The sequence below is a fragment of the Rhodococcus mengyinensis genome (assembly GCF_048381435.1).
GTDB lineage: Bacteria > Actinomycetota > Actinomycetes > Mycobacteriales > Mycobacteriaceae > Rhodococcus_F > Rhodococcus_F opacus_D.
The window spans coordinates 15,610-30,821 of record NZ_JBLWIT010000052.1; the positions used below are offsets into that span (position 1 = coordinate 15,610).

Genomic DNA, 15,212 nt, shown 5'->3' on the forward strand with positions numbered 1-15,212 from the left:
TGCTCGCCAGCGATGACCGGTCCGAACACCAGCCGATATTCGGGCTGCCCGCCCTATACGGCAGACACCAGCAGGAGCAATCCGTCCGGCTCACGATGAACTCTGATGGCGAATTCCCCGATCGGTAGTGATCGTAACAATGCCGATCTCCACGAAGCTCGGACACTATCTTTCGGTTCAGAAAGGACCACCGATGTCTCATACCGCAGGAGCGGACAGCACATTGGACACACAACGCGCCGATGGTGTGCGCTCGCGTGTGCGGCAGCTCTACGGGGGCGCATTCGGAAACTTCATCGAGTGGTACGACTGGAACATCTATGGGTTCATGGCGGTGGTCTTCGCCCCAGTCTTCTTCCCAGGCGATGTCACCGCCTCGCTCACCTACACACTCGCAACCTTCGCGATCGGCTTCATCTCCAGGCCGCTAGGGGCAATTGTTCTGTCCCCGTACGGTGACCGGCGAGGAAGGCGCTTTCTCCTCTCCCTGACCGTGCTGCTCATGGGATTCGGCAGCCTGATCATCGCAGCGGTCCCATCCTACAACTCGATTGGGTACGCGGCCCCCGCAATCCTGCTGATCGCTCGCCTGATCCAAGGCCTCGGAGCAGGCGGTGAGTTTCAGTCCGCCGCCGCGTACATCGTGGAGTCGGCTCCGGCGGCGCGCCGGGCGCTCTTCGGATCCTTCCAGAATGTCAGCGGCACCCTCGGGGTGCTTGCCGCCTCCGGTCTCGCGGCGGTATTGACCGCGACCATCGACGAGACACATCTGGTGTCCTGGGGATGGAGGATCGCCTTCCTCCTCGGGGCGGGCATGGCGCTGTTCGGATTCGTGCTGCGCCGCAAACTTCCCGATACACCTGCCTTCGAGAAGTTGGAGCAGGCCAACGATACCGTCGAGCATCCACTGCGGGAGGCGTTGAAGAATCCGATCCCGATCTTCTACGTGTTCGGAATGCAGGCAGTGGTGTTCAGTTGGTACCTATGGGTGTCGCTCCTGCCGACAATTGCAAAGATGCTGGGAGGCCTCCCACTCAACGTCGGGCTTCTCGGCACCACCGTTGCGCTCGTTGTGATCATCCTCAGCATGCCGATCGTGGGATGGGTCTCCGATCGGATCCACCGGCGTAAGCCGATCATGATCGCCCATTCCCTGGGACTCATTCTGTTCGCCATCCCGGCTTTCCTGCTTCTGAAAACCGGTGACGCCACCACCTACTTCGTCGTGTGCATCGTCGGTGCAATTCTGGTCGGATTCGAGGGGGCACTCGTACCCACCCTGATCTGCGAGCTCTTCCCGGCACGCCATCGGCTCACGGGGGTCGGGCTCTCCTACAGTGTCTCGACCGCCATTTTCGGCGGCGGCGGTGCAGTGCTTGCCGGCTACTTCGCGACGACCGGAAGCGCTCTGGTAATCGCTGGACTGCTCATCGCGCAGCAGTTGTTGTCGTTGTTCGTTTTCATCGTGATGCCGGAAACCGCGGGCAAGGATCTCTCGCAATAGCACCCTGTGCGGGGTTCGCGCCCGCCCTGAACACCTCAACGGCAGACCACGCCATGGTCGTCGAGACCACGAGATAGCCCCGCAATCCCGGACGGACGTCCGTTCCTGGCCCGCGAAGAACTCGAAGCGCAGTACGCACCCGAAGCCGAAGTCGAATCCATTGCCCTTTGGAGGTTCACGTGTTCTACCCCCTCAATGTCTGGGACTACCTGCACCGCGCAGAGTCGGCGTATCCAGACCGGATTGCGGTCGTCGACGAGCCGGACGCACCGATGACCAGTATGGGCAGTCTGACCTACCGCGAGCTGGCACGAGCGGCACGTGCGCATGCCGCCCGGCTGGACTCACTGGGGATCGCGCCTGGCGCCCGAATTGCTTTCATCGCGCAGAACTCCGCGCGGCTACTGAGCGCCTTCTTCGGAGTGAGTGGCCACGGAAGAGTGCTCGTGCCGATCAATTTCCGGCTCTCCCTGCCGGAGATCCAGTTCATCATTAAGCATTCCGGCGCCGAAGTGGTCTATTGCGATCCCGAGCAAAAGGCGATCTACGACGCTCTCGACGTCTCGCACAAGTTTCTGCTCGGCGACGACGACGCGCTCTACCGCTACGACACCGCCCCCCGATGGTGGTCGAACCCTGACGAGGGCGCCACCGCCACAATCAACTACACCTCAGGGACCACTGCACTTCCCAAGGGCGTCCAGCTGACCCACCGAAACAATTGGCTCAACGCAGCAGTATTCGGTCTCCACACTCAAATCAGCGACCGCGATATCTACCTACACACGCTCCCGATGTTCCATGCGAACGGATGGGGGATGCCATTCGCGATCACCGGGGTCGGGGGTAAGCACATTATCGTCCGCAAGATCGACGGCGCCGAAATCCTGCGCCGGATCGACGAGCACGGCGTGACCATGATGTGCGCCGCCCCAGCGGTGATCGCCGCTGTCCTCGACGCCGCCGCGGCCTGGGAAGGCCCCATACCGGGTCGTGATCGTGTGCGGATCGTGGTTGCCGGCGCTCCGCCACCGACGCGTGTGATCGAGCGTGTGCTGGACGAACTGGGGTGGGAATTCATCCAACTCTACGGCTTGACCGAAACTTCGCCACTGATCACGATCAACCGACACCGGGCCGAGTGGGACGATCTACCGGTCAACGACCGCGCACGCAATCTTGGACGGGCCGGGATACCCGCTCTCGGCGTACGTATCGACATCGACGCAGACGGCGAAGTGCTCGCTGCATCGAACCACAACCTGGAAGGCTATTGGAACCAGCCGGAGGCCACCGCAGACGCCCAACGCGGTGGTTGGTTCCACTCCGGAGACGGAGGCCATATCGATTCCGACGGCTACCTCGTCATCTCCGATCGAAAAAAGGACGTCATCATATCCGGCGGGGAAAACGTCTCCAGCATCGAGGTCGAAGACACTCTGATGGCCCACCCAGCCGTTCGCGAAGCGGCCGTCATCGGAATCCCAGATGAGAAGTGGGGTGAGCTCGTCACCGCACTCGTGGTGGTACAAGACGGGCGAATCACCCCAGACGAACTCGTGCGGCACTGCCGCAGCAGCCTTGCAGGGTACAAATGCCCCAAGCGCGTCGAGTTCATCGATGAACTTCCCCGCACAACGACGGGAAAGATCCAGAAGTTCAAACTGCGCGAACAGTTCTGGATCGGACGCGATCGCGGCGTTAATTAGCAGGCGCCCGAAGGTTGCGGAAGTGGATGGAACAGACTCGCGCCCTCGACCCGGCACTGCCGCATGCCATCGCCGGAGAACGGCGAGCCCAATACACGGGTCTTACCCAACTGTCGGCACTGCGCTGCTGCCGCGCCGCCCTGTCGACAACGTCGACCACGTCGACAACACCAAGGACGGTAGGCGCACACTCGCGCGTTCGCCGCGTAGAGGCGCTCTACACCCTTTACTCAGATCTAACACCCGGAAGTCCAATGACCGCGTCCGACTCACACATTCACGACTCCGGCAACGAGACAGGGCGTTCGGTGCCCTTTGGGGTCGCGCCTACACAGCCGTCCACTTCCACGCACAGCGTCGAAACCTCCGACACGGGTCGGGCGGGCACCGGCCTCGCCGGCCTTCACAGAGCGGCCCAACAAAATCCCGATGCCCTGACATCACAAATGCGAGCGTATAGGGAAATACGGCGCCGGCGACTGCAAGCCATCGCAACGGAGAGAAGTCGGCACTACGCCCCAAAGGAAACCTTGGAACTCCTCGACTTCGCACGCATGTGGATTCCCTACGGTGGAGCTCCCTGCGACGAGATCTTCTTTCGCTTCGGCATGTCATGTAGCCGCTTCGCGGAAGCACTGTGGCAGGCGATCCGGGATGCGAAATGCGACGCCGACACGGTTCGTCGGTTAGCTGAGATTTATCCTCGACCACGGTTCGTACCTCGCCCTGACAGCACCTGTCAAGCGCAAAAGGATCACCAAGAATAGCGGGCACGCGTAGAGTGGCCACCTTTCACACCTATCAGCGGATCGAGAAGTGGATCGTCACCTTCTACTTCGCCGTCACCACTCAGGCGGAATCAGTGGCTGCCATCAACATACGACCCTTGACTGGGGCGATTCAGGTCCAGCAGCGTACTCCCTCCCAAGTTTGCGACACCAGATAACTCACAGTCGTCATCTTCTGCATCGCACCAATTCCATGGCAGCCTTCCCAGATGTCGCACACCGAACATGGTTCCGCGTTGAACCGCGTGTCCTACCCCTTGTCACGACGAACGCTACGCGCCCCGGTGGCGGCCTCGCTCCTACAGGCGTCCACACGCTGCGGTTCGAAACAGAAGTCGCCATCGTCGACACCGGTCCACCACCGGGCCGGCCATCGCGGACGCCCACTCAGTCCCAAGAACGTCAGCGAGAGCGGGCTCGCTGTCGAGATAGGGACGGCTCGTCCGCTCCGAGCGGTGGAACAGACTGTACAGAAGCTTGTTCTGTAATCCGACCGGAGTGGATCAGAACTGTTCACCCTGTTGTCGCTGCTCGATGATCCAGGCCGCGATCTGTGTCCGGGAGGTGAAGGCGAGTTTGGCGAGGATGTGCTCGACGTGCCCTTGCGCTGTGCGCGGTGAGATCACCAGGCGGTCGGCGATGGTCTGGTTGGTCAGGCCTTCGGCGATCAGGTCGGCGACTTGCCGTTCCCGCTTGGTCAGTCGCGTGGACCCGTCAGTGGCAGGTGCGAGGGGTCCGGGCGGACGTTCGTGGAGGGCGTAGGCGATGGCCGCGTCGAAGCCGAGCTGCTCGCCCTTGCGGTGGGCCGCCGCGAACCCCTTGTCTCCGAGTGCGCGCCGACACTTCTCATCGCAGTTCTGATGGTAGGTAATCAGATCAGAATGTATGACCACGGAGCTGCCCACCGACCTCGCCAGCCCTTCCGCGGCTCCCATCAGCACTGCGGCCCGAGCTGCGTCGCGTCGCTCGCACGCGATCCAGGCCAGAGCCTCGAGGCAGGCCGTGGCCACACGCGGGCTGTGCACCTGCCGGGTCAACTCCAACGACCGGTCGAGAAGCCGCACCGCACGATCTGTATCATTGTCTCGCCACACGGCAACGCCGAGGGCCCACAACGAGTACGACCGATACATCTTCTCGCCGTACTGTTCGGTGATCGCGAGAACCCGCTCATGGCATTTGATCGCCTGATCCGTCAGGCCGGACAGTCCGTAGGCCAGCCCCAACGGATACAGGACACCAATTTCGAGTGTGCGCTCCCCACGTTCGCTGAACTCGACGAGGGCGGCTTCGAGGTGCGACGACGCATGCGTGAGATCACCACGGTAGAGGGCCAGCGCACCCTGCGAAAAGTCGACCAGCGCGCGCATCATCGGGTCGCTCGTGTGCGTGACGAGGGTCCGGGCCTCCTCGACGAGTGCGGCCCCGGCCCGGAGGTCACCCTGCACATTGGCCATCATGCTGGCACGTTGGAATGCTTTGACCCGCTCGACTGTGGGCGGGCCGCTCTGGCGGGCAAGCATCTGGCCGAGCCAGCGGCGCCCCTCGCTGTAGAGGCCCTGGGAGCCCCAGAACAAAAACAATGCCACTGCGGTGCGCAGACCGGCGGCGGGGTCGTCGTCGATGCTGAATTCGAGGGCCTCCCGCAAATTCGGCTGTTCTCGTTTCAGCCGGGCGATCCAGTCGAGTTGGCGGGCACTGATCCATTCAGTCTCCGATTCGAGCGCCAACGCCTCATACCAGTCCCGGTGGCGGCGGTGTAACGCCAATGCCTCTCCGGTCTGTTCGAGTTTCTCATAGCCGTACTCGCGGAGAGTTTCGAGCATCCGGAAGCGCACCACCGACCCGGATTCCTCCCGGATCAGAATCGATTTCTCCACCAAGGAGGTCAGCGTGTCCAGCAACTCGTCCGGCTGTAGACCCTCGCCACATACCTTCTCCGCAGCGGCGAGTTCGAAGCTTCCCGCGAACACCGCCACCTGTCCCCACACCAGTTGCTCTTCCGCAGTGCACAATTCGAAGCTCCAGTCGATACACAACCGCAGCGTCTGTTGCCGCGTCGGCGCACCCCGGCTGCCGCGGGACAGCAGGGCATAGCGGTCGGTCAGGCGCCCGAGGATCTGCTGGGGTGACATCGCCCGCAACCGGGCCGCCGCCAATTCGATCGGCAACGGCAACCCGTCGAGCCGGTGGCAGATCCCCGCCACCGCCGCCGCGTTCTCCTCGGCGAGCGCGAATCCGGGAACGGCGGCAGCGGCGCGGTCGGCGAACAGGGTCACCGCATCGTACTTGGGCAGCCCGCGTAACGAGGTCTGTCGCCCGGGATCGGGGACTGCCAGGGGCGGGACGCGGTGCACCGCCTCCCCTGCGACGTTGAGCGATTCGCGACTGGTGGCCAGAATCCGTAACCGCGGACAAGTGCGCAAAAGGACGCTGGCGAGTTCTGCGACGGCCTCCACCATGTGCTCGCAGTTGTCGATGACCAGCAGCACCTCTCGCAAGGCGAGAAACTCGACCAGAACTTCATATAGCGGTCTCGCCGAATGGTCTCTGACCCCCACAGCGCCGGCGATGGCGTCGATTAGCGATAATCCGTCGCGCAGTTCACCCAATTCGACCAGGCGCACTCCGTCGGAGTAGTCGCGCCGCACCGCGGCCGCGACCCGTATCGCCAGCCGCGTCTTCCCGACGCCCCCGATCCCGGTGAACGTCACCAGCCGCGGCCCGGCCAGCAGGTTCTTCGCCTCGGCGAGCTCGTGTCGACGGCCGACGAAACTGGTCAATTCCAGAGGGAGGGTTCCCATTGCGTCCAGGGCGGGCGGGGCCGGAGAGCTTAATCCGCCACGAACCGCCGAATGCTGATTGGTGCCGTGCGCATCAGGCGTATGGAGCGCCATCTCGTCGACCGGGAAGCCGTGGGAACGTTGCAACCCGCGCAGCTGTTCCCCGAACTCGGCGGCGGTAGCAGGGCGCGCACCGGGCTCGCGGGACATCGCCCGGGCGATCACCGCCGACACATCGTCCGGGATCCCGTGCTCGCGCAGGTCGGGCACCTCCTGCGTGGTGATCCGCAGGAACTGCGCGACCACCTGCTCACCGCTGCGGCGTTCGAACGCGGCATGACCGGTCAGGGCACTGAACAAGGTGGCCCCGAGGCCGTAGACATCGGCGGCCGGACTTGGCGGATCACCGCCGAGCACTTCCGGCGCGGTATACGCCGGGGAGCCGGTGACCGCACCGGTCGCCGTCTCGAAGCCGCCGGAGATGTGCGCGATACCGAAATCGGCCAACTCCGGCTCCCCGTAATCGGTGAGCAAAATGTTCGCCGGTTTGACGTCGCGATGCAGGATGCCGAGCCGGTGCGCCGACTCCACCGCCCCGGCCATCTTCACCCCCAACCGAAGCACCTGATCCAACGGGAGCGGACCCTCCGTCCGGACCCGGGCCTCCAGCGAATCCTGCGGGTGATACGGCATCACGATGTAGGGAAGTCCGCTGTCGGTGGCACCGACCTGCAGAACGTTGACGATGCTCGGGTGCCCGGTCAGCCGCCCCATCGCCCGCTGCTCCCGAAAGAACCGGGCCCGGTTCTCCTCGTCGAGTTCCACGGTGAGCACCTTCACCGCCACCGTGCGATCCAGGTTCGCCTGCGTGCAGCGGTACACCACGCCGAACCCGCCGCGGCCGATCTCCCGAACATCAGCGAAACCGGATCCACCCAGTTCGGTGGCCGGGGACGGCGGGTAACGCTGAGTGTCGAGCGGATCACCTTCACCCATCAATCGGTCTACTCACTCCGCCGACTCATGGATCCCGCTCGCTGGTCCACGACGGCACGACCAGCGCAAGTACCACCGACCAACTCACCTCTCGATGGCGTCCTCTCGAGGATATCGCTGACATGTGTCACCTACCCGGGTTAGAAGCCGACCTCGATGAATTAAGGAGCAATTGGTCCGGACCGTCGGTCTAAAAAGGTGCCGCCAACCCATATCAGAAACATCCAGTCCCCACAGGTCATACCTCACATTCCGCCTCTAATCCTTTGTCAAAGAATCGCCGACGCCCTGCCAACCAGGTATCGCCGGCCCCATACCGCTGCCCCATGTCCGCTGATCCCGACAGCACCCGCGCCGACCCCGACCCGGCGCTGCCACACTTGGCCACCGTCGGCACCTCAGCGGATCCGCACCTCATCACGGTGGCGGCGCGCACCGGAACAGATATCGAGCCGCGGATCCACATCTCCATCACGGCATTCGACGTCGCGGCCGAGCAGTGGTTCCTCGCCGTGGCCGGTTCGCGGTCACGGTCCTCGTGCACACCCTCGACGCCGAAACGGGCCGGCCACCGCCGAGTGGGCCCGAGCGATCTTCTCGACCGCCGGCGCCTCGCACGGATACTTCCTCGGCGCCGTCGACCCGAACACCGGTATCCACCGAGACGGGCAGCTCGCCTACCGCCTCTACCTCGACACCGACCATCAGGCGACCGTCGTGCCGCGACAGGTGCTCACCTGCCCGCACTACCTGCTCTCCGCCATCGACGGCAGAGAGCAGATCACCATTCACCACGGCCTGACGATCACCGACGCTGCAGCGCAACCAAATGGCTATTGAACTGCCATGACGACATGTCCCCCCAATGCCTCGGGCGGCCGCCGGCCACGGCCGGGCTACGCCGGTGACGATCCGAACCGCCGAGCGTCACAGCCGCCGGAGCTCGCGGTATGCGTGGGCTCGGGTGTTGAGCGTCTCGGTGAGGTCGGTGGCAGCGAGGAGGTCGATGTCCTTGCTGTAGCGGGCCTGCGGCAGGCGCACCATCATTCCGATACCGCCTTGAGGATCCACCCAGCCGCGTCGGCATCGAAGACGCGAGTCAGAAGCGGGCGATAACGAATCGGCGGCGCACCAGGGCGATGTTCTGGCCATGATCGTGGGCGTACCGGTTGAGGCGGTCGGTGATACTGGCCCGCACCGCCTGCGGGGACCGCGACACCGGGCTCACCGGTCGGACACCTTCGCCGGCCGAGCCGAGCGGCCCGGCCGTGCCGTCCGATCGGATCCGGTCGTGCCGGTGTCCTCCGCGACCCGGCGGGCGGGAGCGGCCGCCCCGGCGCCGGAGCTGATATGGCCGGCGGCGGACTGCCCGATCGCAACGGAGAGCGACCGCAGCAGCGCATCCCGCGCCTGCGGCGACTCGGTCATCGCCTTCATCAGGGCGGCGACGTCCAGCTGCCCGGCCTCCGCCGCGGCCACAGTTGGCGCAGTAGTGGTGGTGGTGTTGCGGGCCAGGTCCGCGACCGCCAGCATGGTGGCCGGCACCCCCGCCTGCGCGATCAGCACCTCCAGGAAACCCTGCCCGTCCAGCGCCCGGTGACCATAGTCGAAGGCATGCGGGGCCAGTACCGCAACCACCTCCGCCACCGTGACCAGTCCTCGGGTGAGGGCGTCGCGGACCACCGACGCCAGATGCCCCGCATCCGTGCCGGCGGCGGCCAGATCGGCGATGGTGCGGACCGGGGTGGTCACCGGCAGCCCGTCGACGAGCTGCCAATCCTCCCGCGACAGCGCACCCCGGTGCACGATCACCCCGGGCAGCGCCAGCCGGATCCGCCGGGTCGCGGTCAGCTCCACCACATCGGCGTCCAGATCCCCCACCCCGTGCAGGGCGGCGGCGGTGCGATGCGAAAGCACCCCGGTCGGGACCGGCTGATCCAGCCGCTCCCACACCACCACATCCGGGTCCAGCGCCAGCCACGCCACCCGCTCCCCCAGATGCACATCCTCCGGCATCCGTCCCAGCCGGTACAGCCCATGATGCAGCCGCTCGAGCACCCCCGAATCGACCATCCGCTTGAGCTGCTGCACCGACACCGACGTCACCGCCCGCGCCTGCCGGCTGGTCACCACACCCCCCTGCTCAGCAGCCAGCGCCACCACCTGCGCAGCACGACTATCCGATCTCATGACACAATAATACACACTTTACCGAATGTTCAGGGCACCGTATGTAATTATCGTGCCAGTCTAAGTTGACGATGATGCCGTTCAGCGCGGCAACCAGACTCCGGGCCTGCCAGTACCCGAGGATGCTCAGCGGACGGTCCGCATCGGGCCGTGCCAGCTCCTCTTCTCCCCCGCGTGCGCATGACGAACCAGGACGAACATGCCCACCCTCCGCCACCCCGCCGTTCGGTGCGGTTGCCCGATCGGCACCAGAAGGCGCCAGGCCGCCAGACGGAAGACATCGGCGAACTGGCGTCAGGTGTGATCGTCGTCGACGCGCCGCTCCGGGGGCTGTCGTTCGCAACAGAATTCGCCGCCAGGACACCTTCGTCGTCACCGCATCAGCGAGCGAGCGCCGTCGGTGAGCACGGGCGGTGAGCGCGGGCGCCGGCGAACAACGGAACCCGCCGCCCACGGAAGGCCGGGTGGCAGGCTCCTCACACGGCCCTGCACGGCCGATGGCAGTGACGGGCACCATGTCCGGGTAGTCGGTTCGGTGGCGTGCCGATGCATCGCGGGTCATCACCTCGGGAAACCGGAACACGATCGCATCGATAAGCCGATGCACCTTCTACAGCTCGGCACGCAGCGCAGCGGCCTCGCCGCGCAGCCAGTCGGCGAGCCGGTGGGCCTGGGGCGCCCTCGATCAGGGCATCGACGGTTTCGATCCGCGCCGCGAGGATATCGATCGCCGTGTCCAGTTGGCCAACGGAAGATCCGCGCCTGCTCGCGTCCGAGTCGCCCGCCCTCGCGCCGACGCTCACGCCTCGAGCAACGAGCTTCGTGGTCGCCGCACGCTCGAGAAGCAACGAACGAAATCCCGAATCGGGCATCCCACGAAATGGGCGACCGCTTCCGCCACCGCGGTCCCGACCGCCTCCCGCGACCCGGCCGGGAACTTGTTCAGCAACCGGACGGTGACCTGCGAGATCTGGCGGGCTTTCTCCTCTGCGTTCATACCCCAGAGCCAGCGCTCCCCCGGTCACCACATCAGTCCGTCACCCTGGCCTCTCTGGGCCGGGCATCCTGGGCAGCGAATACTCAACGCTGACCGCGACCGCCGCGTGCGCGCGGCTACCGGCCCCACACCTGGTCTACGCCCACAGGCGCGGAATCACCTCGTGCGGAAAGACTTCGGTTGGCCTCTCGAATCGAGGCACGAAAGCGGGTCCATCAAGGTGCCGGACGCGCGATGATGGAACGGTGAGCGTCGACTCGGTCTCGACCAATTCCGGACACAAGAAGGACCGACAGGTACCTGCCGTGGGGTTGATCGTCCTCGGCGTCGGTCTCGCAGCAGTCGCCGTCCTCGTGTTCGTATTCCTGAAAGTCCAGTCGTGGCATGACCTGACTCCGGGGCAAGCCACACTGTTGGCGGGTATGGGTGCGATCGTCGCGGCCTCACTCGCTGTGTGGGGTGCATGGATAACCCGCCGCGGCGCGGAGGAGAACACGCAGAGGCAGATAGCGGCCGATCGGGAGAACCTGACCTCGCAGATCACGGCGCAATCGGACAACCTGTCGGCCCAACTTCGGGCCCAAGAGACACACCTCAGAACGCAGATCGAAGCCCAATCGGAACAGCTACGCGCAACACATGCGCTCGAAGAAGCGCGTGATCTGCGGACTCGGTACGCCGCGGTCGCCCAACAACTCGCCGAGAAGGCCCTGGTGATCCGCATGGCCGGTGCCTATGCGCTGGCTTCACTCGCCGACGATTGGCATGCATTCGGCAACGATACCGAGCGCCAAGTCTGCATAGATCTGCTGTGCGCCCAACTCCGAGACCTCACCGCGACCGCCGATGACGACCGCAAACTCCGCGCCGCACTGATCAAAGTCATTCATCAGCACACCAAGATCAGCGACGACCGACTACCCGAGAACGGTTGGTCCAGATGCCAATTCGACCTCAGCAGCGCAGACCTACAAGGCATCCAACTACCCCAAACGGTCTTGTTCGACGCGACACTCGACGACTGCAACCTGTCCGGCGCACTACTCATGGGTGTGCAGCTCTCACACGCTCACCTGCGCCGAGCCGACTTGCGGAACGCGATGCTGACCTTCGCCCGCCTACGTCGAGTCGACCTGACAGACGCACAGATCGACGACAGCACGGAGTTGACCGGAATCAAATACGACAACGAGACGACATGGCCCCAGAACTTCACCCCGCCTCCGAGCACATAGCGCTGGTCAAGACCCGCGGCAAGGGCCGGTCCGCGCCGGGACCGCCCGCCACACAGGTGGTGCCATCGAGAAAACGCAAGGGGAGCTGAACCCATCCGCCGGAACGACGGTGGCACGCGAGATGGGTCTCACGACCTCGATCATTGAGCAGGACACAATGTGCGCGCCGCCGGCAAGCCTCCGGCCCTGAGCCGGCCAGGCCGGCCCATGACCGTCGAACGACGATGAACTGCCGCGAGATCACCTGCCCGACCAGTCTCATCACCGGCGTCGCGTGGCCGCACCGCGAGCACCCGGCCACCAGGTCCGCAGGCTCGGCGTGGTCCGGGATACCGACGACGGCGGCGGTGTAGGCGGCCTACACCGCGTCCTACTCCGCCGCAGTGAGGTTCGACGCCGTCACGACACCGAAGTGACGGCGCCGTGCGGGTATTGCTCGGCGATCTCGCTCGTCTCCCGGGCCAGCCAGGTCAGCTCCCCCACCCCATCGTCCGCGGCCGTCATCAGATCCGCCCACTCACACTCCGGGCCCCGGACACACACCAACGCCAACTCGTTCTCGGACAACGTCTGCCACAGCTGCTCCACCGCGGACGACCCCATACCCCCATTCAACCGCAGACCACCGCCGATACCGAGGATCGGCGACGGCCTGTCGCATCTCGGCGCCGCCCCCGACACCACCGTTGCGCCGCTCTATCGACTATTAGCACCCGTACGGCGGATAGGTCCCCACGTCGACGCGGGAGCGGTTCGGTGACGTGTGGGGCGAGTTCGGAGCCTGACCGCTGTGTCGACGATGACACAGGACCCAGGCCTGGACCTCACCGCATTGAGCGGGCCTCCGGGCACCGTCGGCCAAGCCCGGTGCCGCAGCGCAGCCGTCGCGGACTTCGCGGCCCGGATGGACGCGCACCTGGCCGCCCACGATCGGTACGCGGCGTCCTCCGGAATAGACTCCCTCGTCGTCCTCGACCTCGCCCGCCGCGTCGAAACCGATGTGCCGGTGGTGTTCTTCGACTCCGCACCGCCCGGCCCGGTGCACTTGGCTCACGGGTCTGCACTCGCGGACCATCGTCATCAGATACAGAAGCACCCATCAGAGGTGAGGATTCCTCGGCAACCAGCTCAGCGATCCAACGATCGTCGGCCGGTACCCACGCCCGCGGCTCCTCACGAAGCCCCTCCGCGACAGACACCTCACGCCGACGCCCTCCCACACCCGCAGAACCGGAGTCGCTAGCCATACCATTGCCCCTCACTGCCGATCACAGACCCTTCGGATGCCAGCCCCACAATATGCCGATCCACGAGAAGCCCGGTAGCGCCACTCCGAGGAGGGCCGATGCCGGTACAGATGGCAACCTCCACAGACGTCACGACCGCACGAGTACCAGCGGCCACGCCACCGCGGCGATCGCCACCGCATACGTGCGGTGGCACCAGATGGCACGACAGCCCGCGCGGCGCGGCGTCACCGCCGCCGGCGCGAAGAACCGCTCCGCCCGCCACATCACTCCCACCGCGGCGACCATCCCCAACAGATACACCGCACCCACCACCGACACGACTCCCCACCAGAACCCATCCACTCGCCTCCAGCCCTCCCCTCAACGCTCGAATCGCGACACTGCCAACAACCATATCGGCGGCCCGGGGGACGTGAGGTTCCCCCCGAACGGTGGACAAGGGGGTTGCGTGCCTCAGGCGACTTCCACCTGAAGCAACTTCTCGTAGCTGTCGGGACTGTGCATCCCCACCGTAGAGTTCCGTCGAACAGTGTTGTAGAAGACAATCCAGTTGTCAACGCCAGCAACGAGATCAGCCTTCGTTGCATAGACGTGCCGATAGTATTCTTCATGCTTGAAGATCGACCAAAACGATTCGGATGGACTGTTGTCCCAACAAATCCCGGTCGCACCCATCGACCGACGCAACCCGTGCTGCACACACGACGCCGCGGTCAGGTGGGCAGTGTATTCCCCACCCCGGTCCGAATGCAGGATCGTCTCGCGACACCGCCCACCGCGCGTGGCCACGGCTCGATCGATGGCGGTGGTGACCATCTCGGCGCTGATGTGATTAGCAATGCTGTATCCCAACACCTTCCGTGAATGACCGTCCCGGATCGCACACAAGAACATGTCCCCTTCACCGCACGTGAGGTAGGTGATGTCGGTAAACCAGACCGCATCGAGCCGGCCCCGATCGAAGTGCCGCTCGATCAGATCCGGCGGGAACGACGCCTGCGGATCGACCGCCGTGGTCTTGACCTTGAACGTGCGCGGGCTGATGCCCTCCACACCGAGCGAGGCCATGATCTTGGCCACGGTCTTGGCGTTCACCACCTCACCACGCGCCCGCAACTCGGCCGTGACCCGCGGCGACCCGTAGGTACCCTTCGATTCCCGGTGGACCTCGACGATCTTGACTTCGAGGTCGGCGCGACGCTGTTGCCTCGGCGTCAACACCGTGGCAACTCTGCGCTTGACGTACTGGTAGTAGCCCGATGTGGACACCTCCAGCAGTCTCGCCATCCGCAGGATCGAGAACCGTTCACCTTCCGGCGCGGCGGTGCCGGCGGTCTCTTCGATGTTGTCGGGGCCGGCGTACTTGGCCATCAGATCGAACCGGGTCGGTTCTTCTGCATCGCGGCAAAGTACGCCGAAGCTTTTACCAGGAAAGCGTTGTCCTTCTCGAGTTCGCTTACCTGCCTTCGCAATCGGCGTAGCTCGGCGTGTTCGGCCGCGTCCAAAGGCTTCTCTCCGTGGGACTCTGCGGCGGCGATTCTGCGCCGCTCGAGTTTGACCCATTCACCCAACAGACTCTCGTTGAGGCCGAGTTCTCGGGCGACCTCTGCGATGGTGCGACCGGAGTCGATCACCCGGTGGGCAGCCTCGACCTTGTACTCGGTCGTGAACGACCGACGCTTGCGAGGGGGCATACGGACATCCTTCCAGCGGGACCGGTGTCCCGCCAAGTCGGTGTCCACTTTCCGGGGGGAACCTCA

The 15,212-nt window shown here is 64.8% G+C and carries 11 protein-coding genes and 1 pseudogene; 4 read left to right on the forward strand and 8 right to left on the reverse strand.

The annotated features are described in order from the left end of the window. Positions 1–193 precede the first annotated feature (193 nt). Both ACNJ7E_RS10310 and ACNJ7E_RS10315 read left to right on the forward strand, forming a co-directional pair. The gene (locus ACNJ7E_RS10310) at positions 194–1,504 is read left to right on the forward strand and encodes an MFS transporter (protein ID WP_418339786.1); all 1,311 of its coding nucleotides are present in this window, start codon (positions 194–196) and stop codon (positions 1,502–1,504) included. Between the two features lie 179 nt (positions 1,505–1,683). After that, on the forward strand, positions 1,684–3,213 hold the full coding sequence (locus ACNJ7E_RS10315) for an AMP-binding protein (RefSeq protein ID WP_418339787.1): 1,530 nt from the start codon (positions 1,684–1,686) through the stop codon (positions 3,211–3,213). A 1,291-nt stretch (positions 3,214–4,504) separates the two neighbouring features. Here the strand turns inward: ACNJ7E_RS10315 and ACNJ7E_RS10320 are convergent. Further along, entirely contained in the window at positions 4,505–7,780 is a 3,276-nt protein-coding gene (locus tag ACNJ7E_RS10320; RefSeq protein WP_418339788.1) for a protein kinase domain-containing protein, read from the reverse strand. 326 nt (positions 7,781–8,106) lie between these two features. Between ACNJ7E_RS10320 and ACNJ7E_RS10325 the strand changes: the two are divergent. After that, positions 8,107–8,620 (forward strand): annotated as a pseudogene (locus tag ACNJ7E_RS10325) (N-formylglutamate amidohydrolase). 259 nt (positions 8,621–8,879) lie between these two features. Here ACNJ7E_RS10325 and ACNJ7E_RS10330 read toward each other — a convergent pair. The 3 genes from ACNJ7E_RS10330 to ACNJ7E_RS10340 all read right to left on the reverse strand — a co-directional run bounded on the left by ACNJ7E_RS10330 (position 8,880) and on the right by ACNJ7E_RS10340 (position 10,967). After that, positions 8,880–9,008: a hypothetical protein gene (locus ACNJ7E_RS10330; RefSeq protein ID WP_418339789.1), complete on the reverse strand. Its 129-nt coding sequence runs from the start codon at positions 9,006–9,008 to the stop codon at positions 8,880–8,882. Continuing rightward, entirely contained in the window at positions 9,005–9,970 is a 966-nt protein-coding gene (locus ACNJ7E_RS10335) for a type IV toxin-antitoxin system AbiEi family antitoxin domain-containing protein (protein WP_011599139.1), read from the reverse strand. The genes ACNJ7E_RS10330 and ACNJ7E_RS10335 overlap by 4 nt, the downstream gene beginning before the upstream one ends. Before the next feature lie 799 nt (positions 9,971–10,769). Beyond that, the gene (locus ACNJ7E_RS10340; protein ID WP_124396242.1) at positions 10,770–10,967 is read right to left on the reverse strand and encodes a three-helix bundle dimerization domain-containing protein; all 198 of its coding nucleotides are present in this window, start codon (positions 10,965–10,967) and stop codon (positions 10,770–10,772) included. Positions 10,968–11,212: 245 nt separating this feature from the next. On the opposite strand from ACNJ7E_RS10340, the gene ACNJ7E_RS10345 reads away from it, so the two are divergent. After that, positions 11,213–12,202, forward strand: coding sequence for a pentapeptide repeat-containing protein (locus tag ACNJ7E_RS10345; RefSeq protein WP_074933654.1), 990 nt, complete (start codon positions 11,213–11,215; stop codon positions 12,200–12,202). Positions 12,203–12,601: 399 nt separating this feature from the next. Here the strand turns inward: ACNJ7E_RS10345 and ACNJ7E_RS10350 are convergent, their stop codons facing one another. The 4 genes from ACNJ7E_RS10350 to ACNJ7E_RS10365 form a co-directional block, all read right to left on the reverse strand. After that, entirely contained in the window at positions 12,602–12,805 is a 204-nt protein-coding gene (locus tag ACNJ7E_RS10350) for a hypothetical protein (RefSeq protein WP_007296982.1), read from the reverse strand. 773 nt (positions 12,806–13,578) lie between these two features. After that, a complete protein-coding gene (locus ACNJ7E_RS10355) occupies positions 13,579–13,794 on the reverse strand; it encodes a hypothetical protein (RefSeq protein WP_039951055.1) in 216 nt (71 codons plus the stop codon). Between the two features lie 111 nt (positions 13,795–13,905). Beyond that, positions 13,906–14,823 (reverse strand): IS3 family transposase, encoded by a 918-nt coding sequence (locus ACNJ7E_RS10360; protein WP_418339243.1) that lies wholly within the window; start codon positions 14,821–14,823, stop codon positions 13,906–13,908. Beyond that, on the reverse strand, positions 14,823–15,146 hold the full coding sequence (locus tag ACNJ7E_RS10365) for a transposase (protein WP_418339244.1): 324 nt from the start codon (positions 15,144–15,146) through the stop codon (positions 14,823–14,825). The genes ACNJ7E_RS10360 and ACNJ7E_RS10365 overlap by 1 nt, the downstream gene beginning before the upstream one ends. Positions 15,147–15,212 lie beyond the last annotated feature (66 nt).